17 protein-coding genes are annotated in these 18,632 nt (G+C 38.5%); 6 read left to right on the top strand and 11 right to left on the bottom strand.

Translation table 11 applies throughout. The annotated features are described in order from the left end of the window. Nucleotides 1–30: 30 nt before the first annotated feature. Complete coding sequence (locus tag FY048_RS02200; RefSeq protein ID WP_056481145.1) at nucleotides 31–1,176, bottom strand: acyl-CoA dehydrogenase family protein; 1,146 nt, start codon at nucleotides 1,174–1,176, stop codon at nucleotides 31–33. 163 nt (nucleotides 1,177–1,339) lie between these two features. Next, the gene (locus FY048_RS02195; RefSeq protein WP_016137558.1) at nucleotides 1,340–2,698 is read right to left on the bottom strand and encodes a dicarboxylate/amino acid:cation symporter; all 1,359 of its coding nucleotides are present in this window, start codon (nucleotides 2,696–2,698) and stop codon (nucleotides 1,340–1,342) included. Nucleotides 2,699–3,203: 505 nt separating this feature from the next. Here FY048_RS02195 and FY048_RS02190 point away from each other — a divergent pair. After that, the gene (locus FY048_RS02190) at nucleotides 3,204–4,220 is read left to right on the top strand and encodes a glycosyl transferase family protein (protein ID WP_446089972.1); all 1,017 of its coding nucleotides are present in this window, start codon (nucleotides 3,204–3,206) and stop codon (nucleotides 4,218–4,220) included. A 198-nt stretch (nucleotides 4,221–4,418) separates the two neighbouring features. Here the strand turns inward: FY048_RS02190 and FY048_RS02185 are convergent, their stop codons facing one another. Continuing rightward, nucleotides 4,419–4,691 (bottom strand): YeaC family protein, encoded by a 273-nt coding sequence (locus FY048_RS02185; protein ID WP_004791223.1) that lies wholly within the window; start codon nucleotides 4,689–4,691, stop codon nucleotides 4,419–4,421. Beyond that, a complete protein-coding gene (locus FY048_RS02180) occupies nucleotides 4,688–5,596 on the bottom strand; it encodes an NAD(+) kinase (protein ID WP_003650688.1) in 909 nt (302 codons plus the stop codon). Before FY048_RS02180 ends, FY048_RS02185 begins: the two co-directional genes overlap by 4 nt. 185 nt (nucleotides 5,597–5,781) lie before the next feature. Between FY048_RS02180 and mrcB the strand changes: the two genes are divergently transcribed. Both mrcB and FY048_RS02170 read left to right on the top strand, forming a co-directional pair. After that, nucleotides 5,782–8,178, top strand: a complete 2,397-nt coding sequence (gene mrcB, locus FY048_RS02175) for a penicillin-binding protein 1B (RefSeq protein ID WP_446089971.1) — start codon at nucleotides 5,782–5,784, stop codon at nucleotides 8,176–8,178. A gap of 21 nt (nucleotides 8,179–8,199) precedes the next feature. Beyond that, nucleotides 8,200–8,751: a tetratricopeptide repeat protein gene (locus tag FY048_RS02170; protein ID WP_446089970.1), complete on the top strand. Its 552-nt coding sequence runs from the start codon at nucleotides 8,200–8,202 to the stop codon at nucleotides 8,749–8,751. Nucleotides 8,752–8,776: 25 nt separating this feature from the next. On the opposite strand, the gene FY048_RS02165 is transcribed toward FY048_RS02170, so the two are convergent. After that, nucleotides 8,777–9,679, bottom strand: a complete 903-nt coding sequence (locus tag FY048_RS02165; protein WP_446089969.1) for an NUDIX domain-containing protein — start codon at nucleotides 9,677–9,679, stop codon at nucleotides 8,777–8,779. 136 nt (nucleotides 9,680–9,815) lie between these two features. Here FY048_RS02165 and hemP point away from each other — a divergent pair, with 136 nt between their 5' ends. After that, nucleotides 9,816–9,986: a hemin uptake protein HemP gene (gene hemP, locus FY048_RS02160; RefSeq protein ID WP_004643472.1), complete on the top strand. Its 171-nt coding sequence runs from the start codon at nucleotides 9,816–9,818 to the stop codon at nucleotides 9,984–9,986. 72 nt (nucleotides 9,987–10,058) lie between these two features. Here hemP and FY048_RS02155 read toward each other — a convergent pair whose 3' ends face one another. The 4 genes from FY048_RS02155 to FY048_RS02140 all read right to left on the bottom strand — a co-directional run bounded on the left by FY048_RS02155 (nucleotide 10,059) and on the right by FY048_RS02140 (nucleotide 14,358). Continuing rightward, nucleotides 10,059–11,399 carry a sensor histidine kinase gene (locus tag FY048_RS02155; protein ID WP_446089968.1) on the bottom strand — a complete coding sequence of 447 codons (1,341 nt, stop codon included), beginning with the start codon at nucleotides 11,397–11,399 and terminating at the stop codon, nucleotides 10,059–10,061. Then, entirely contained in the window at nucleotides 11,396–12,058 is a 663-nt protein-coding gene (locus FY048_RS02150; RefSeq protein WP_016137550.1) for a response regulator transcription factor, read from the bottom strand. The genes FY048_RS02155 and FY048_RS02150 overlap by 4 nt, the downstream gene beginning before the upstream one ends. 107 nt (nucleotides 12,059–12,165) lie before the next feature. Continuing rightward, on the bottom strand, nucleotides 12,166–12,525 hold the full coding sequence (locus FY048_RS02145) for a NirD/YgiW/YdeI family stress tolerance protein (RefSeq protein WP_446089967.1): 360 nt from the start codon (nucleotides 12,523–12,525) through the stop codon (nucleotides 12,166–12,168). A gap of 75 nt (nucleotides 12,526–12,600) precedes the next feature. Then, nucleotides 12,601–14,358, bottom strand: coding sequence for a GspE/PulE family protein (locus FY048_RS02140; protein ID WP_446089966.1), 1,758 nt, complete (start codon nucleotides 14,356–14,358; stop codon nucleotides 12,601–12,603). Nucleotides 14,359–14,647: 289 nt separating this feature from the next. Here FY048_RS02140 and FY048_RS02135 point away from each other — a divergent pair, with 289 nt between their 5' ends. Further along, on the top strand, nucleotides 14,648–15,919 hold the full coding sequence (locus tag FY048_RS02135) for an MgtC/SapB family protein (RefSeq protein WP_446089965.1): 1,272 nt from the start codon (nucleotides 14,648–14,650) through the stop codon (nucleotides 15,917–15,919). Nucleotides 15,920–15,925: 6 nt separating this feature from the next. On the opposite strand, the gene tsaA is transcribed toward FY048_RS02135, so the two are convergent. Beyond that, nucleotides 15,926–16,660 (bottom strand): tRNA (N6-threonylcarbamoyladenosine(37)-N6)-methyltransferase TrmO, encoded by a 735-nt coding sequence (tsaA, locus tag FY048_RS02130; protein ID WP_446089964.1) that lies wholly within the window; start codon nucleotides 16,658–16,660, stop codon nucleotides 15,926–15,928. Nucleotides 16,661–16,761: 101 nt separating this feature from the next. On the opposite strand from tsaA, the gene FY048_RS02125 reads away from it, so the two are divergent. Further along, nucleotides 16,762–17,541: a ferredoxin--NADP reductase gene (locus FY048_RS02125; RefSeq protein ID WP_016137545.1), complete on the top strand. Its 780-nt coding sequence runs from the start codon at nucleotides 16,762–16,764 to the stop codon at nucleotides 17,539–17,541. 53 nt (nucleotides 17,542–17,594) lie between these two features. Here the strand turns inward: FY048_RS02125 and FY048_RS02120 are convergent, their stop codons facing one another. After that, on the bottom strand, nucleotides 17,595–18,464 hold the full coding sequence (locus tag FY048_RS02120) for a PhzF family phenazine biosynthesis protein (RefSeq protein WP_446089963.1): 870 nt from the start codon (nucleotides 18,462–18,464) through the stop codon (nucleotides 17,595–17,597). Nucleotides 18,465–18,632 lie beyond the last annotated feature (168 nt).

Raw genomic sequence — 18,632 nt, 5'->3', positions numbered from 1 at the left:
TCTAGGACAGGCTGTTTTTACTCTGCTTAATTAGGCTTTGCCAATTAATCCACGCGCTACGATTTCTTTCATAATTTCATTTGTACCACCGTAAATACGCTGAATACGGGCATCTACAAAGAAACGTGAAATTGGATATTCGGTCATATAACCATAACCACCAAAAAGCTGAAGCAAGTTATCTGCAACTTTCATTTGCATATCGCTACTGAAACTTTTCAATGCTGCAGCCGTTTCTACATCTAGTTTACCTTCTTGATATAGAGCAATATTTCTTTCATAAAAAGCCGCTGTAGCAAGTTCATCAATTTTCGCTTGCGCCAAAACAAAACGCGTATTTTGGAATTGTGAAATGGGTTGACCAAATGCTTGGCGTTCTTTTACATAAGCCGTTGTCAAATCAATTGCACCACGGATTGCACCAATTGCAGTGGATGCAATTGCAGTACGTTCACGTGGTAATTCTTGCATTAAATAAGCAAAACCCTGCCCAGCTTGACCAAGTAGCTGGTTTTTAGGCACTTTCACATTGTCAAAAAACAGCTCAGATGTATCTTGAGAATGCAGGCCGATTTTGTCTAAATTTGTACCTTTTTTAAAGCCTTCTAAGTGAGTATCTGCCAATAATAAAGACACACCTTTAGCACGGGCTTGAGGATCTGTTTTTACCGCAAGCACAACAAGATCAGCATGCTGTCCATTTGAAATAAATGTTTTTGAACCATTTAACACATAATGATCATCTTGCAAGATGGCGCTAGTACGCATTGATTGTAAATCCGAACCTGCTCCTGGTTCAGTCATACCGATTGCACCAACCACTTCACCTGTTACCATTTTCGGTAACCAGTATTGTTTTTGCTCTTCTGTCCCGATGTGTAAAATATATGGTGCAGCAATTTCAGAGTGGCAAGAAATAGCTGTTGATAATGCACAAAAACCAGCACGCGCAGACTCTTCAACCAGCATTAATGAATAATATGTCGGAACCCCATAACCACCATATTCTTCTGGAACATCTACACATAAATAGCCATTTTCACCCAGTTGATTCCAAACTGAACGAGGCATGATTCCTTCGCGTTCCCATTGGTCGTAGTGAGGCGCAATATGCTCACTCATAAAACGTTTAAAATTATCACGGAATAATTCTAAATCTGCATCGTATGCCAACATAATATTTTCCTTCAGCTTTATTGTTTTATCGAATCTCATTGCTGTGCATGCTAATCATTTTTTTAGCAACTGTCATGGCATAGCTGCTCATTAAAACTGTACTTTTCAGTCAGCCAATAAAAAAGGAAGCTTTAGCTTCCTTTTTTATATAGGTTTATTCGAATTAATCTAGACCTTCAGCGACTTGAGGACTTTTTGGTTCCATCATTTTTCTGTCGACTTCATCTGGATTATTTAAAGCATCATTGAGCTTATCTTTATCTAAAGCACCGACCCATTTAGCAACAACAATCGTTGCTAAAGAGTTACCGACAAGGTTAGTTAAAGCACGTGCTTCTGACATGAAACGGTCAATACCAAGAATCAATGCCAAACCTGCAACTGGAATATGTCCTACAGCAGACAAAGTTGCTGCCATAACAATAAAGCCAGAGCCAGTTACACCCGCCGCACCCTTAGATGAAATTAAAAGTACTAATAACAAAGTGATCTGATGTTGAATATCAAGCTGAGTATTCGTTGCCTGAGCAATAAAGATTGCTGCCATAGTCAAATAAATTGACGTTCCATCAAGGTTAAATGAATAACCTGTTGGAATAACCAAACCGACTACAGACTTTTCACAACCTGCAATTTCGAGTTTACGTAACATACGAGGCAAAACAGATTCAGAAGAAGATGTACCAAGTACAATTAATAACTCTTCACGAATCAGGCGGATCATTTTGAGAATACTGAATCCACTAACACGGCTGATTGTACCCAAGATCAAGAAGATAAAGAGTAGACACGTAATATAGAAGCAGAGAATGAGTTGCCCTAATTGTACGAGTGAACCAACGCCATATTTACCAATGGTGAATGCCATTGCACCAAATGCACCAATCGGAGCCAGTTTCATCACCATATTCACAATGTTAAAGAACACATGTGCAACTTGGTCAATAAATTTTAAAACTGGACGTCCTGCATCACCTAACTTATGTAAAGCAAAACCAAAGAGAATTGCAAAAAGAAGGACTTGTAAGATTTCACCATTTGCAAATGCGCCAACAACCGTATCTGGGATGATGTGCATTAAGAAATCAATGGTAGATTGTGACTCACCAGAACTGACGTATTTTTGAATGCCCGAGGTGTCTAGAGTTGTAGGGTCAATATTCATCCCTACACCCGGTTTAGCAATGTTAATTACAACAAGGCCAATCAGAAGTGCAATTGTTGAAACAACTTCAAAATATAACAACGCGACGCCGCCAGTTTTTCCGACTGACTTCATGCTTTCCATGCCAGCGATACCGCTCACCACTGTACAGAAAATAACGGGTGCGATGATCATCTTGATCAAACGAATAAAGGCATCACCTAATGGCTTGAGTTTCTCACCTAAACCTGGGATATGCTGTTCAACACCATTGACAATTTGCGTTGTGCTTGGGGAAAAATGTCCTACCAAAACACCCGCAATAATCGCAATAATCACTTGAAAATAAAGTGATTTATAAATCGGTTTTTTAGCCATAACTTTACTTCAATCTATATTTCCAAGTCCGTTGGAAATACCAAAATGAAACGTCTATTCTTTACGAATACACAGCCCTAACCTTTCACATGAACACCGCAAAAGGGAAACGGTTCTTTGTAAACAAAAAACCTTCCTACTACCTCAATGAAAACAAAAAAAGCTGTTTTCTAAAACAGGAGAATACCTGAAGTTTCTAACCACTTTGAGTAGTTAGAAATAACCTCTTACTTTTTCAATAAAAAGCTGAAGATATAGGAGAATCACAGAAAATTATGATATGAGTGCTCAAAAAAGCACGAGAAAGTGTACTCGAATTAAATAATGATTCGGTTAAATTTTTAGCTAATACGCGCAAAAAACACTCATGCAGCCCTAAGACTTTAGTATAAGAAACACTTTTGATATTTTTTCGACACTTTTTTATGTCATATTGATTAAACACTTGTGGACATTTCATTTTGAGCTGCCTGCATCCCATCATTTTTATTGTTTTTGAACTACGATGAATACTAAACGTAATATCTATAAAGATGCTGAACACCCATTCGCTCAATATGTCCGTATTTTAGGTAAAGGAAAAAGTGGTTCACGCTCTTTAAGCTATGAAGAAGCTTATCAGGCATTCACCATGATTTTAAAAGGTGAAGTGCTTGATGTGCAGTTAGGTGCTTTTTTAATGCTACTTCGTGTTAAAGAAGAATCTATTGATGAACTCGCTGGTTTTGTTCAAGCCACTAGAGATCAACTCAATTTTCAGCCCTTAGAAGTCGATTTAGACTGGTCATCTTATGCGGGTAAGCGTAAACATTATCCTTGGTTTTTATTAGCTGCCCTTACGCTTGCCCAACATGGCTATAAGATTGTTATGCATGGCGCTTCAGGCCATACGCTTAATCGCGTCTATACTGAGCAAGTTTTAGAATATCTGGGTTATCAAATTTGTCACTCTGAACAAGAAGTGCGTACACAACTAGCAGAGCAAAATTTCGCATACTTACCTTTAGATGTGATTTCACCAGTTTTAAGTGAACTAATTTCTTTAAGAAATGTGATGGGATTACGTTCTCCAATTCATACTTTAGCCCGCTTAATCAATCCTTTTAATGCTAAAGCTACCTTACAAGCTATCTTCCATCCAGCGTATAGAACTTCACATCAACATAGTGCACTGCGCTTAGGCTATCAAAATAGTGCTGTCATTAAAGGTGAAGGTGGTGAGTTTGAGCGAAATCCAGATGCAAAAACACTCATTTGTGGCATTAAAAATGGTGAGCTTTATGAACATGAGTTACCAAAACTCACGCCTGAACGTAGTCCAACTGAAGAAGAGTTAGATTTAGCAACTTTTAAAGCAGTATGGTTAGGTCAACAGCACCATGAATATGGAGAAATGGCAGTAACTGAAACAATGGGAATTGCACTATATACCATGGGAGTTGTTGCTAGTTTTGAAGAGGCAATGCAAAAAGCAAAAGTATTATGGGAAACAAGAAACTCAGAGCTAAAAGATAAAATTTAGTTCATACAGCCTTATACGCCATGTCTCTTCGATATTGTTGCATATAGGCAATACTTACTTTTCAAAGATGAAAAGTAACAAAAATCTTTCGTTGAGCAAACAGTACGTTCTTGTACTGTTGCTCAACAGGCGACATCCATGTCGCCCACGCGATAGCAAATGCTAATATGATTTATCTTTTTATTCTAAAATGCTGTTTTAAACAAAACGAATTGGTTTAAATTCTGGCTCATGTTTGTGGTGATCATCTTCACAAACCTCACCCTCTTCTTTCGTACCGCGGTCAATATAACCACTACGCTGCTCTTCTGGTAAGTTCTTTAACTCCCAAGCAATTACAGCTTGCATACAGGTTTCACGCTGCTCTTTTGTTAAAACAACGCCATTTGGCCATTTACCAATTTCTACTGCTGTTTTTAAACGCTCTACAATCTCAGGGTTTAAAATAGATAGCATTTGTTCAATATTCATGATTCATCTCTTTGGAAAGATTCAAAATCTTGGTTCCAACCAAGTTTGGTACGGCAGGCCATATAAAAATCATAACCTGGTGGATGCAATAAACTTAGTTTAAATGGATGTTTGCGGATGTGTAAACTATCTCCAACATTGAGCGATATACTATGTTGACCATCTGCACTCACCATTGGTAACACCCGATTTTCGCGAATAACAATCTTAATTTCGCTTTGTCCACCGACGACGATAGGACGTGATGACAAGGTATGAGGGTGCATTGGAACTAATGCAATCGCATCCATGCTTGGATGTAAAATTGGGCCGCCACCTGACAAAGCATAGGCAGTTGATCCAGTTGGAGTCGAAACAATTAAACCATCACTATGCTGGCGATAAACGTATTGACCATCAATGTTAAGTTCAAAGTCAATCATGTGAACCGACTTACCCGAATGCAAAACGACATCATTTAAAGCAATTGCATCATAAATGACTTCGCCATTTGTTCTTACTTCCATTTCAAGTAAGAAACGACGATCAAGTTGAAAATGCCCTTGAAGCACTTGGTCAAGTTTAAAAATCGCTTCTGACGGTTTGATATCAGTTAAAAAACCTAATCGCCCACGGTTGATACCAATTACAGGGGTATTATAACGAACCAAAGCCCTTGCAGCATGGAGTAAAGAACCATCGCCGCCAACCACAATAACTAAATCAGCAACTTCACCTAATAAATGACGGCTTACTATCTGTGCATGATCATAAGGCACTAATTCGGCTGTTTCCTGATCAAAAATGGGGTTCAAACCTAAGTTCAATAAATGATCATGAATTAAACAGAGTGTTTCTACAACTGATGATTTATCTGGTCGACCGATTAACCCGACGTTTCTGAAGGACTTATGTGAAATTTGCACGAATGAGTAAGCTCCGCTGCGATACTCGGCTATAATAACATTAACCCGATTAATTTAAAAAAACATAACTACAAGATGCTGTAAAATTCAATCTAACTTTTCCAATTATTCACAGTTTTATCATTGCAAATTGATGACAAGCTATCGCATCATTACAGGCATTGTTAGGGTTTTATCTCATTTTTATGAAGTTTGAACGTGGTATCGGTTTCTTTGCACTAATCTTTTCCATTTTGGTCATTGGTGCTTTTATTGCTCTTAGTATCTATCTGATTCGTTTAGATAATATTATCCGTGAAAAATTTGAAGGACAGCGGTGGGATATTCCTGCCAAAGTGTTTGCACGACCTTTGGAAATTTATAACAACGCGCCTATTTCTCAAGCAAATTTCACTCAAGAATTAAAGTTATTGGGTTACAAAACTTCAAGTAATTATGACAAGTCTGGAAGCTATGTTGCTCAAGGCAGCAATATGTATATCCACACACGTGGTTTTGACTACGGTGACAGCGTTGAACCAGAACAAGTTTTAGAATTAAGTTTCGCAAATGATCAAGTTGTTGAAGTTAGAAGTACTAAACCCTCTTCAACCGGCGTTGCACGCTTAGAACCGCTACTCATTGGAGGAATTTATCCTCAACACAATGAAGACCGTGTACTCATTAAACTGAATAATGTCCCTAAACCACTCATTGAAGCTTTAATTTCTACAGAAGACCGCAATTTTTATCATCATCATGGTATTTCAATTCGTGGTACAGCTCGTGCATTGGTCAGTAATGTTACTGGTGGAAAACGTCAAGGTGGCTCAACCCTGACTCAACAATTAGTTAAAAACTTCTATCTCACCCCTGAACGCACACTAAAACGTAAAGTCAATGAAGCATTAATGGCTTTACTCATCGAACTGCATTACAGCAAAGATGAAATTTTAGAGGCGTATTTAAATGAAGTGAATCTGGGCCAAAATGGTAGCTACTCAATTAATGGTTATGGTTTGGCTTCACAATTTTATTTCGGTCTGCCGCTACGTGAACTCAGTGTCGCACAACAAGCTTATTTAGTCGGTTTAGTTCAAGGTCCTTCTTTATATAACCCTTGGAAAAACCCTGAAGGTGCAAAAAAACGCCGCGATACCGTGTTAAATAACATGCGTGTGATGGGTTATTTAACTCAAGCTGAATATGAAGATGAAATTGCACGTCCTTTAAATGTGTTAAGTAAACCAAGTTTAGGGCCTGCAAAATTCCCAGACTTTTTAGATATTGTACGTCGTCAATTACGTACAGAGTATCAAGAAAGTGATTTAACCAATCAGGGTTTACGTATTTTTACGACCTTAGATCCAATTACTCAAACGCAAGTTCAAAATGCGTTTAAAGCTTCAGTAGACCGTTTGGCTAGCAGTAATCCATCTCGTTTGAAAAATTTACAAGGTGCTGTACTGATTGCACATCCTGAAAATGGTGAGCTCGTTGCAGCGGTTGGTTCTACACAAGACTTTACTGGTTTTAACCGCGCTTTAGATGCGAAACGTCAAGTTGGTTCTTTGTTGAAACCTGTGATTTATTTAAGTGCTATTGAATCGGGACGTTATAACTGGGCAAGCCAAATTGATGATGCTCCGATTAGTGTTCCTGTAGACGGCGGTAAAAGCTGGACACCTAAAAACTATAGTGGTGGTGGACATGGCGTAGTGAGCCTGAGTGAGGCATTAGCGAACTCATATAACCTTTCTGCTGTACGTTTGGGTCAAGAGTTTGGTCTATCTACATTTACCAATAATTTAAGAAAGTTTGGTGTTGAGTCAACAATTCCTGCCTACCCTTCTATTTTCCTTGGGGCAGTCAATATGTCACCAATGGAAGTACTCGGAATCTATGAAAACTTCGCTACAGGCGGTTTTAAATATCCAACTCGTGCGATTCGATCTGTCGTAGATGCCAATGGTCGTCTGCTTGACCGTTATGGTCTTAAGGTGCAACAGACGATTGATCCATCTGTTGGCTATATCATGAATTATGGTTTACAACAGGTGATGTCTTCGGGTACTGGCCGTTCAGCCTATAGTAGCTTATCTCCAGCTTTAAAATTGGCGGGTAAATCAGGTACAACTAATGATACACGTGACTCATGGTTTGCAGGTTATTCAGGTAATCATGTGGCTGTCGTGTGGTTAGGTTTAGATGACAACAATGTTACTGGTCTAACAGGTTCATCTGGTGCATTGCCAGTGTGGACTAATGTGATGAAGCAATTACGTCAAACTCCTGTGAATCTACGTCAACCAGACACTGTACAGTGGCAATGGATTGATCGTGCATCAGGTGATTTATCTGCACAGGCTTGTGATGGTGCTATGTATATTCCGATGCTAACGCATACAGTTCCACATCGTGCTACCCCATGTGCAGCGCCTTATTATCAAGTTGATCCAACATATACGCCACAAAGTGATAACACAACGCCAGCTTCTCAACCGGATAATACCGATAGCTATATTCGTGATAGTGAAAGTCAGATGCAACAAGATCTGTCAAATAACTCACATGTGATTTCAAGTGGTAGTTATAACAACTAAGTGTTAACAGGAAAGTAGGATATGTTGAAGAAAGGTGTTTTTTATATTGGTGCTGTACTTATGGTCGGTTGTACAACTTTGCCTGATCATTCTGAGTCCAAAGAGAAAACACCAACTCCACCTGTAAAGAAAAATACGGAAACGCCAACGGGTGTAAAAATTACACCTTATGAGCATCCGGAAATTCAACGCAAAAATTTACAGGTTATTGTTCCGCAGCAAAAGAAGCTCCAACGCTTTAGTGATGATGGAAGTCAGTTACCTGCATTTAAAGTCTTAATGCAGAAAACTGAGCAGGCTTACAAAAATCAGCAATGGTCAGAAGCTGAACGTTATGCGCTTCAAGCACAGCGTTTAGCGCCCCAAGCAGCTGAGACTTATTTATTTCTTGCCCTTACGGCAAATCATAAGCAGCAATATTCTAATGCTGAGTCTTTAGCAAGACGTGGCTTAAGCTTTGCCCAAAGTCAGGCCATGAAAAAGCAGCTTTGGTTGACTATTTTAAAAGCTGGACAACAACTTAATAATCAAAAAACTGTTCAAGAAGCACAGCAAGCATTAAAAGCTCTCTAGCTTCTAATGCTTGTTTATTTTCTTATTAAAAATTACGAATGCCTGCTAAACCATATGCACCATGCTGCTGTGCAGTGGCTAAATCATCAGGATGCACTCCTCCCAGTCCAAAAACTGGAATTTGGCTATTTTGAGCCAGATCAGCAAAGCGTTCCCAGCCTAATGCCGCGGCTTCTGGATGAGTTGCTGTCTGTTGTACAGGACTCATAAAAACAGCATCACAGCCAATCTGCTCAGCCTGCTTTAAAGAAACAGCATCATGACAAGCGGCAATATGACGTACGCCCACTGTTAAATCACCCTTATGCAAATTCATGAGCTGAGATTGTTTTAAATGAACCGTCTTAATCTGTTTTTTTAACTCGGGGTTCAATTGCTGCCAAATATCGATATTAATAATTAAATTTGATAATTGCCCTTCATCTAAAGCAAGTAATTGTTCTAAATATCTCTGATCAGCATCAGCTTCCTCTATACGCCAATACAATAAAGTCTCACTGTTATTTACAGGTGTAAGCGTATTGCTGATTTTGATGAGATTGGGCCAATAGAGTCGTTTTATAATATCTTTATTGGCTTTTGGAAAGTTTAAGTGAAGTAACTGTTCCCGTGTGTACCACGCCCATGGTTGATGAATAAGATTTAATAGTTCATCAGGTACATAACTATGGAATAAATGTAAATTGACAATAATGTCTTCATACTCATGGTGAATATAATCAAATTGGTGCCACTCTTTTAAACCAATACCCACTTCTTCATAGATTTCACGGCGACAGGCTTCTTCGGGCGTTTCACCCTGCTCAACCTTTCCTCCAGGAAACTCATGCTTGCCACCTTGATGCTGCTGCTCACCACGCCACCCGACTAATATTTTTCCACGATGGATCAAGATTGCTATAGCGACATCGACTATCGGTTTGGGCATTTTTCTACTCTCTAAAGTTTTTCTTAAGTGTAAGCAAAGTTTATCATTTTATAAAATTTTTAAAATCTCATTGACAGATCTATTCGATAATGATTATCATTTAAATCGTTCAAGAACATACCACGGAGCACAACAAATGAACGCACCTTTTAGCTTATTTACTCGTAACAATGAAACAGCTCATGCCTTACCAATGTTACATTCTAACAACCTCTTTGCATTAGGCCGTGAAATCCGCATTATGCATGCTGGTGAGGAATATCGTTTACGCCTCACTCGCAATAATCGTCTTATTTTAACTAAATAAAAAATACACTCGCGTTTCAATAATATTCGTGGGAAAACAAAAAATGGATAGCATGGGTAACCATGCTATTTTTTATAAAGGAAGATTAACTTCCACCTTCAAACCGCCCTGTTCAGCATGCATAAAATGTAATTCGCCATTATGTAATTCAATAATTTTTCGTGTAATCGAAATTCCCAACCCTGAACCTTGCTGCTGAGTGCCTAATACCCGAAAAAAGCGCTGCCCTAAACGTTGCAATACCTCATCATCTACACCATTTCCTGTATCTTCTACAGAAATCTTAATGTGCTGTTCATCCTGACTAATCTCAACATGAATAAAGCCTAAAGCTGGGCTATAACGAATGGCATTATCAAATAAATTTCTAAAAGCAATAAACAGTAACTCTTCATTCGCAAATGTTTTAGTTTCTATTGATAAGGTACTTGTCTCTATCAAAATCTGTTTAGCTTGTGCATCTACATTTACAGTTTCTATAACTCTGGCTAATAAGTAATTTAAATCGATAATCGTCTTAGGAAGTTCTGGCTGTTCTGCTTCATTAGGTTCTAAGCGAGCAAGAAGGAGTAAATTTTCAAGTATTTTTGTACTTTTTGAAACGTCTTCTTGTATGCGCTCAAAGTCCTGATGAAGTTCTGGAACATGTTGATATTTACGCTGTAGAACCTGAAGACGCATTTTTATAGCAGATAATGGAGATCGTAACTCATGAGAAGCATCTGCGGTAAAACGCTGTTCAGCCACTAATGCCCTTTGCAACCTTGCAAGTAACTGGTTTATAGCATCAATCACAGGTTGAATTTCTGTAATGACATCTGGGTCTTGAATAGGTTCTAGATTTGATGCAGTTTTTTGAGCAATACGTTTGGATAATAGGTTTAGAGCAGCTAATTGTTGCTTGGTACACCAACGTACAATTGCCCATTGTAAAAGCCAAAATAACACCATGAGTGCACTATAACCTGCAAGCGCTTTAAAAACCTCTTCAATACGGGTGCTCATTGGTTGAAAGACTTCGACATGTAATTGTGAGTCTACTTGCCGGGCAGCCAGACTACGCCATAATTGGCCTTCAAACCAAAAATATGAAAAACCTTTTGATAAATTACCTTGTTCAAAAAGCTCGTGCTGATAGGTATGAGAATGGGTAAGTAATTGGCCTGAGCTTAATAATTCATATTGAATATCAAATTCGTCACTGAGCTCATCAAACTGTTTCATGGAGTGTTGAGAAAGATCAGAAACCAGCAAAGTATCTGAAATTTCATCCATGATTTCGTCTTGTACGGACATGTTGTGATAAACAGAAAATATGGTGAGTAAGCTTAAAGCCAGCAACCCAACCACCACACTACTCCACATGGTGGTTTTAACCAGTTGCGACTGCAAAGATGAGCGATTTGATTTCATTTTAAATCTCCCATACGGTAGCCTAGCCCCCGTATGGTTTTAATGCAGCTACTCCCTATTTTTTTTCGAAGCTGATAAATAAATACCTCAATTGCATTACTTTCAATTTCTTCACCCCATGCATAGAGCGCTTCTTCTAATTGATCGCGAGTAATAATATGTTCAGGATGAACCATCAACTTACGCAATATTTGAAATTCTTTTGCCGTTAAATCGATAGATTTGCCAGCGTTTAATACAACTTTAGCTTGTGTGTCGAGTTGCAAATCACCCCACGTTAAAATCGATTGCTGACTCAAAGTTTGTTTGCGTAATTGAGCGCGAATTCGGGCAGATAACTCTTCTAAACTAAAAGGCTTAACCAAATAATCATTTGCGCCTAAATCTAGTCCTTCTACGCGATCATGAATACTGTCACGTGCGGTAATAAAAATAACAGGAACATTTTTTTGTTTATAACGGATCGTTGTTAGAACTTTTTCACCCGCTAATTGCGGCAGTCCCCGATCAAGTAAAATACAGTCATAGTCATGCTGTTCGATTGCTGTAAGCGCATAATCACCTCTTTCCACCCAATCGACCTGATAACCATCTAACTCTAACCATGATTGAATACTTTCAGCTTGAGAGCGATCATCTTCTGCAAGCAAAATTCTCATCTATTTTTCCTGTTATATGCTGTTTTAATCTTGCCAAGCCTTTATAAAAAAAGCAAAGCCGCATCATTTAAATGCGGCTAAAAGTAGTAGATTCAGAGATCAATGAATTAGAACTGAACTTGATCCACCTCAATTTCTACGCGTTTTAAAGGCTTATAGTCGATGTCTACTTCACCAATTAAAGTCACATTTGTATTTGGTGAAATAGGACGACCTTGCCAAAGCTCATCATCTACATCAACTGTAATGCTACCTGTCTTGTCACGAAATTGATATTTTTCATCGCCTAAAGATTTTACTACCTGACCATGTAATTTGACTGGTGTATTATCTTTTTCCGTTAATGCATGCTTAACAGTTGTTAGCGTTGCTGGAGCAATTGCTGCCTGATTCACAGGTGTATTTGCCATAGCTACGCCAGTAACAGTTAGACCTGTAGTTATTAGTATTGCTTTAAGCATTTTCATAAGATTACCTTTTTAACCACATCTTGGAATAGCGTAAGTACAACAGGCATAGATGAGGTGAATCTTAAGAAAAAGTTAATTTAATGGTACAACCCTTAATACCTCTTCTAGTGTTGTAAGACCATCAATCACTTTACGAGCACCCGCAATTCTTAAGGGTTCTATACCTTCTTTTTTAGTTTGCGTTCTCAAATCGTTTAAGGTCATATGGCTACTAATAAGATGCTTAAGCTCAAGACTGACTGGCATAAATTCATAAATACCGACTCGCCCTTTATAGCCTGTATGACGACATTGTTCACACCCGATTGCTTGATAAACTTTTTCTGGCATTTCCATAATGTAGTCGAAGGTTAAATGTTGCCACTCATCCTCATTAATATAAGTTTGTTGCTTGCAGTGCGGACAAAGCTGTCGCACTAAACGTTGCGCGAGAACACCCAAAATAGTTGCTGCTGTTAAAAATGGCTGCACACCTAAATCATGCAAGCGAGTCAAACTGGATGGCGCATCATTGGTGTGTAAAGTTGATAACACCAAGTGACCTGTGAGTGCCGCCTGAATGGCCATATTCGCTGTATCTTGATCACGAATTTCCCCAATCATAATAATATCGGGGTCTTGTCGCATAAGTGCACGAACACCATCTGCAAAGCCTAGATCAATTGCATTATTGACCTGCATTTGGTTAAAACTAGGTTCTAACATTTCAATCGGGTCTTCAATGGTACAGACATTGACCTGATCAGTTGCGAGCTGCTTTAACGAAGAATATAGCGTTGTGGTTTTACCTGAACCTGTGGGGCCAGTGACCAAAATAATCCCATGGCTATTTTTTGTTAATTGCTGCCACTGTTGTAATAGAGTCTCTTCAAAACCCAGTTGATGAAAAGAACGTACCAACACATCTGGATCAAAAATCCTCATAACCAGTTTTTCACCAAATGCAGTTGGCAAGGTTGATAAACGGAGTTCAGTTTCTTGCCCTTTAGGTGTCCGTGTTTTTAATCGGCCATCTTGTGGCTTACGTTTTTCCGCTACATTTAAACGCCCTAAAATTTTAATTCGGGAAATCACGGCGGTTAGCGTATTTGATGGCATGTTATAAATGGTGTGTAAAACACCATCAATACGGAACCTGACTTTACCGTTATCTTTACGCGGTTCCATGTGAATATCACTGGCGCTCTGCTCGAATGCAAACTGTAAAATCCAATCAACCAACTTCACAATATGCTGATCATTCGCATCTGGGTTTTGACTATCGCCAAGCTGCAAAAGCGCTTCAACATTTTTAGTGTCTCGGTCATGAGCTGCATCTTTTTGAGCTGAGTTGACCGCCCGACTGACCTGATAATACTCTCGTAAATAACGCTGTAACTGTTCAGGATTAAGTAATACCCGCTCAATTTTTTTAGGTGCTAGACTTCTTTCAAGATTATTGAGCCAATCTGTTTGAAATGGCTGATCTGTTCCAATCACAATTCGATCAGCATGAATTTCAACAGCTAAAATATGATTGCGAATAGCAAATTCTTGTGACATTACCTGCGTTAAAGCACTAACATCTGCCTTTAAAGGATCAATCACAAATAAAGGAAGTTGAACCCTATCTGCAAACCATAAACATAAGCGGTTTAAACTTAAATGAGCATGTGTGTGCTGCTGATCCTTTAAATTAAAATGTGCAATCCACTGTAAAGGATGCCACTTTAATTGGTCTTTTTGGCGGTGGCTCGACTGTACAAGTAATTTATCTCGTTCCGTAATCCTGCCTTCTTGTAATAGTTGTTCTAGACACCAATACGTATCTATTTCTACGTGTGCATTCATGCGTTATCCCCAATATATTTTTATAATATAGCAGAGATATTTTTAATTTAACTCACCACAAAATCACTAAACCAAACTTTTAAATATTCTTTAACTTCAAATAATTAAACCAATTCTCAACTTAATTTTTTTTTGCGTCATAGTTCATATTTATAAAAATACTGTGTCTGTGGCTTTGTCTAAAAAAGACTCTATGCTCACTATAATAAAAAGCATAAACTGAACGTGAATATATGATTTTTAAAACGATTCAAATCTACTTATAACAATAAACCAAAGAGGAAGTAATATGGAGCTTCCAATGACAATGTCATTACAAACAACTTCATTTGAAGAATTCATTACCGTCATTGCTGCGGCGCTCGGTTGTGGCTTACTAATTGGTTTAGAACGTGAACGAAGTAAGCTTAAACATGAATACAAAACTTTTGCGGGATTTCGTTCTTTTGCAATTAGTTCACTATTAGGTGCCATCTGTTTTTTATTTGGCACTGAAATTGGAATTGTAGGTGCTCTTCTCATTGGTGCAATTAGCATTGTATCTCTCAAAAATCAGCCCAATGACCCCGGTGTGACCACCGAACTTGCCTTTATTATGACTTACTTTATTGGGGCACTTTGTATTTGGAATATTTCGCTAGCTGCTGGACTCGCCGTGATCATGACCATTATTTTATTGGCTAAACAATCTATGCATGGCATTGCCAGTCAGTGGATTACTGAATCGGAATTGCGTGATGGTATTTTCCTACTCGCCTTACTTTTAATTGCGTTGCCTTTAGTTCCCAATAAACCTTTCTGGGGTCCAGTTTTAAATCCTCATGTGATTTTAAAATTACTCACTTTGATCTTATTTGTACAAGCACTCGCCCATATTGCGAAACGGTTACTCTCATCTAAAAACGCTTTATTACTCTCTTCTTTAGCTTCGGGATTTGTTTCTAGTACAGCGACCATTGCTAGTTTAGGTTTAGAAGTACGCTCTGGCAGAGCCAATGCAACTACAAATGCAGGCGCTGCATTAATGTCATGTGTTTCAACACTCATTCAAACTTTAATTATTGTGATTGGGATTAGCTTTGCTTGGTTTAAGCTGATTATATTTCCTACACTTATTGCATTAGCAGTTTTAGCAATCTGGGCTTTTATTTTATTGCGTAAAGCAGAGCCCAGTACAACTTCGCCCGAACTCGACTCAAGAATGTTCAGCTTAAAAGAAGCCATTATTATTGCAGGCACACTCACCCTCATTCAGGCAGGTGTTTATGGTTTAAGTATATCTTTAGGCGATGCTGGATTAATCGCAGGTACTCTGCTCGCATCTTTATTTGAAATACATGCAGCTATTGCGGCAGTCATTGTACAAGGTGAACCTGATAGCACCCATATGACACCTTTATTAATTGCCTTTTTAGGAGGCTTTGCAGTTCATGCGCTTGCCAAAAGTGTGAACTCTGCAATTTCAGGCGGGCTGCCCTATGCCCTTGCTTTCGTGCCCGCCCAACTCATTCATATGGCCATATTTATTAGTTTACTTTGGCTCAACATCCATTGGTTTTAAAGATTTCTATTGTGCAAGCGAAGAAGTCTTCACTACATCAATGACCGTAACTAAAAATTGATCGACTTTAAAATGAATATCAAAGTCTGAAAATTTCATTTTATAAATCCGCTCAGCGTCTTCTTGATAGGCAGGTCTTGGATCTAAAGCTAAAACTTGCTCAAGCTCATCAATGTATTGAGCATCTATTTCTTTATTTTGCAGAAAATATTTTTGAGCTGCTAACGCAGCTTCTGACCAAACGACTGACTTCCGTTCGGGTTCAGCATGTGCATAACCACTTTGTGCATCAACAATTGCATCAGAATATTGAATATAGGGCTTGATATCTAAAATTGGAGTGCCATTTAATAAATCACTTCCAGTGACGTAAACACGAACAGACTTACCTAGTTTTTCCACTTTATTCAGTTTTACAACTGAAAGCCCAATTGGAGATGGTCGATACATGCTACGTGTAGCGAATACACCAATTTTTTCATTACCGCCTAAACGTGGCGGACGAACCTGTGGACGGAATTTATCGGCACTACCCTGATTTTTATTGTCATGAAACTGCCAGACTAGCCAGAGATGACTGAACTGCTCAATGCCCTCAAATGCCAATAAGTCATTATAAGGTTCTACCATATCGATATAAGACTCAATATTTACCAAATTAGGCTGCCGCGGAATACCAAATTTTTCACGATAAGGCGAACACATGTGGCCGATTACGGGGAAGGTGACAGAGTTGTTCATCACTTTTTCTTATAAACACAATTAAATATATTCAGTTTATCGGGAATGAAATTAGATTAGAATAGCTATCTGTTTTCTTTTAATCGTGATCGAGACCTTTAATGGCTGCTTTTAACGTCGAACGCATTACTCATGTTCACCACTGGAATGACACCCTTTTCAGTTTTAAAACTACACGCGACACTAGCTTACGTTTTAAAAATGGTCAGTTCGTAATGATCGGACTTGAAGTGAATGGCAAACCGTTAATGCGTGCGTATTCGATTGCAAGTGCAAACTACGAAGAAGAGTTAGAATTTTTCTCAATTAAAGTACAAGAAGGTCCTTTAACTTCGATTTTGCAAAAAGTACAAGTTGGCGATGAAATTTTAATTTCTAAAAAACCGACAGGTACATTGGTTCATGATGACCTGTTACCGGGTAAAAACTTGTACCTTTTATCTTCTGGTACTGGCCTTGCACCATTCTTATCAATTATTCGTGACCCAGAAACTTACGAACGTTTTGAAAAAGTAATTGTTGTTCATGGTACACGTTATATTTCTGAATTAGCTTATCAAGACCTTATCTTGAACGAACTACCAAACCATGAGTTCTTTGAAGAGTTAGGTATTAAAGACAAACTTGTTTACTACCCTACTGTAACTCGTGAACCTTTCCACACTCAAGGCCGTGTAACAACTGCAATTGAAACTGGCGCTTTATTCGAAAAAGTTGGTTTACCACGCTTCAACCGTGAAACTGACCGCGCAATGCTTTGCGGTAGCCCTGCTTTCTTGAAAGATGTTGCTGCGTTACTTGACCAACACGGTTTAGTTGAATCACCTCGTATGGGTGTAATGGGCGACTACGTGATTGAACGTGCTTTCGTAGAAAAATAAGATTTTTCTAATTAAAAAACCGAGGCACAGTCCTCGGTTTTTTAATATTTGTTTTATAAGTTAATCGTGCCATCGATACAGGTAACAGCAGTTCCACCCACTAAAATTTTGTCTTGATACAAATTTAGTTGAAGCTGTCCGTCACGACCTAAAGCTTGCCCCTGTGAAGAAAGAACGACGTCATTTTGTGCTGGTAAAATACCATAGTGACGAATGAAAGACGCCACACTACCATTGCCACTCCCACAAACCGGATCTTCATTTATTCCAATTGAAGGAGCAAATGAGCGGACTTCTATATGTTTCTGCTCATCATTATTTTCATAAAAACCATAAACTGTTGCTCCACCAACTTTCATTTCTAAATCATGTTCTTTTAAAGCAGCAAAGTCTGGTTGAGCCGCTAAAACAGCTTGCGCATTTACAGCTTGCAAGACAACCCAGCGTGCGCCTACATCAACCAATGTGGCATTCCATTGAGTATTAATTTCACATTTTAAAATTTCTGCTAATTTCTTAGTGTGCATTGCATCTAATGGTGTAATTTTAGGCTTAGGGAGTTCAAATGAAATATGCCCTGAGTCACTCACGGTAAGCGTTACCAACCCCGCACCACATTGCTGTACCAGCTTACCTTCTTTAGCAGTAATTAGACCAGCTTCAAGCAAAGCATAGGCAGTACCAATTGTAGGATGTCCTGCAAATGGCAATTCACTTTGCGGAGTAAAAATTCGAACCTGATAGTCAGCTTGTGAATCGGTCGCAGGGAGCACAAACGTGGTTTCAGAAAGATTCGTCCAATTCGCAATTTCCTGCATCTGCTCAGACGTTAAAGTACTGGCGTCCATAATCACCGCAACAGGATTCCCTTTAAATGCTTGTGAAGTAAAAACATCAACTTGTTTAAATGCAACAACAGACATAGACCACTCCTATTGATTTTGTAATTAAAAATTATGGTTTTAAATCCTTACCATAGGTCTGATATTACTGATTTATTTTTAATGGTCACAGTATCAGTTAATATGAAAAATAATAGACACAGTTTTTAAGTTTAGATTTGTGTTAAATGAATAAATCAAAAGCCATCA

The sequence above is a fragment of the Acinetobacter sp. 1124_18A genome (assembly GCF_052824995.1).
The sequence above is the reverse complement of the archived record's forward strand: the minus strand, read 5'-3'. Positions and strand labels throughout refer to the sequence as shown.

Bases quoted from the DNA above. Each gene is read 5' to 3' on its own strand.
- FY048_RS02200 (WP_056481145.1), bottom strand. From the start codon at position 1,176: ATGTTGGCATACGATGCAGATTTAGAATTATTCCGTGATAATTTTAAA.
- FY048_RS02195 (WP_016137558.1), bottom strand. From the start codon at position 2,698: ATGGCTAAAAAACCGATTTATAAATCACTTTATTTTCAAGTGATTATT.
- FY048_RS02190 (WP_446089972.1), top strand. From the start codon at position 3,204: ATGAATACTAAACGTAATATCTATAAAGATGCTGAACACCCATTCGCT.
- FY048_RS02185 (WP_004791223.1), bottom strand. From the start codon at position 4,691: ATGAATATTGAACAAATGCTATCTATTTTAAACCCTGAGATTGTAGAG.
- mrcB (WP_446089971.1), top strand. From the start codon at position 5,782: ATGAAGTTTGAACGTGGTATCGGTTTCTTTGCACTAATCTTTTCCATT.
- FY048_RS02170 (WP_446089970.1), top strand. From the start codon at position 8,200: ATGTTGAAGAAAGGTGTTTTTTATATTGGTGCTGTACTTATGGTCGGT.
- FY048_RS02165 (WP_446089969.1), bottom strand. From the start codon at position 9,679: ATGCCCAAACCGATAGTCGATGTCGCTATAGCAATCTTGATCCATCGT.
- hemP (WP_004643472.1), top strand. From the start codon at position 9,816: ATGAACGCACCTTTTAGCTTATTTACTCGTAACAATGAAACAGCTCAT.
- FY048_RS02155 (WP_446089968.1), bottom strand. From the start codon at position 11,399: ATGAAATCAAATCGCTCATCTTTGCAGTCGCAACTGGTTAAAACCACC.
- FY048_RS02150 (WP_016137550.1), bottom strand. From the start codon at position 12,058: ATGAGAATTTTGCTTGCAGAAGATGATCGCTCTCAAGCTGAAAGTATT.
- FY048_RS02145 (WP_446089967.1), bottom strand. From the start codon at position 12,525: ATGAAAATGCTTAAAGCAATACTAATAACTACAGGTCTAACTGTTACT.
- FY048_RS02140 (WP_446089966.1), bottom strand. From the start codon at position 14,358: ATGAATGCACACGTAGAAATAGATACGTATTGGTGTCTAGAACAACTA.
- FY048_RS02135 (WP_446089965.1), top strand. From the start codon at position 14,648: ATGGAGCTTCCAATGACAATGTCATTACAAACAACTTCATTTGAAGAA.
- tsaA (WP_446089964.1), bottom strand. From the start codon at position 16,660: ATGAACAACTCTGTCACCTTCCCCGTAATCGGCCACATGTGTTCGCCT.
- FY048_RS02125 (WP_016137545.1), top strand. From the start codon at position 16,762: ATGGCTGCTTTTAACGTCGAACGCATTACTCATGTTCACCACTGGAAT.
- FY048_RS02120 (WP_446089963.1), bottom strand. From the start codon at position 18,464: ATGTCTGTTGTTGCATTTAAACAAGTTGATGTTTTTACTTCACAAGCA.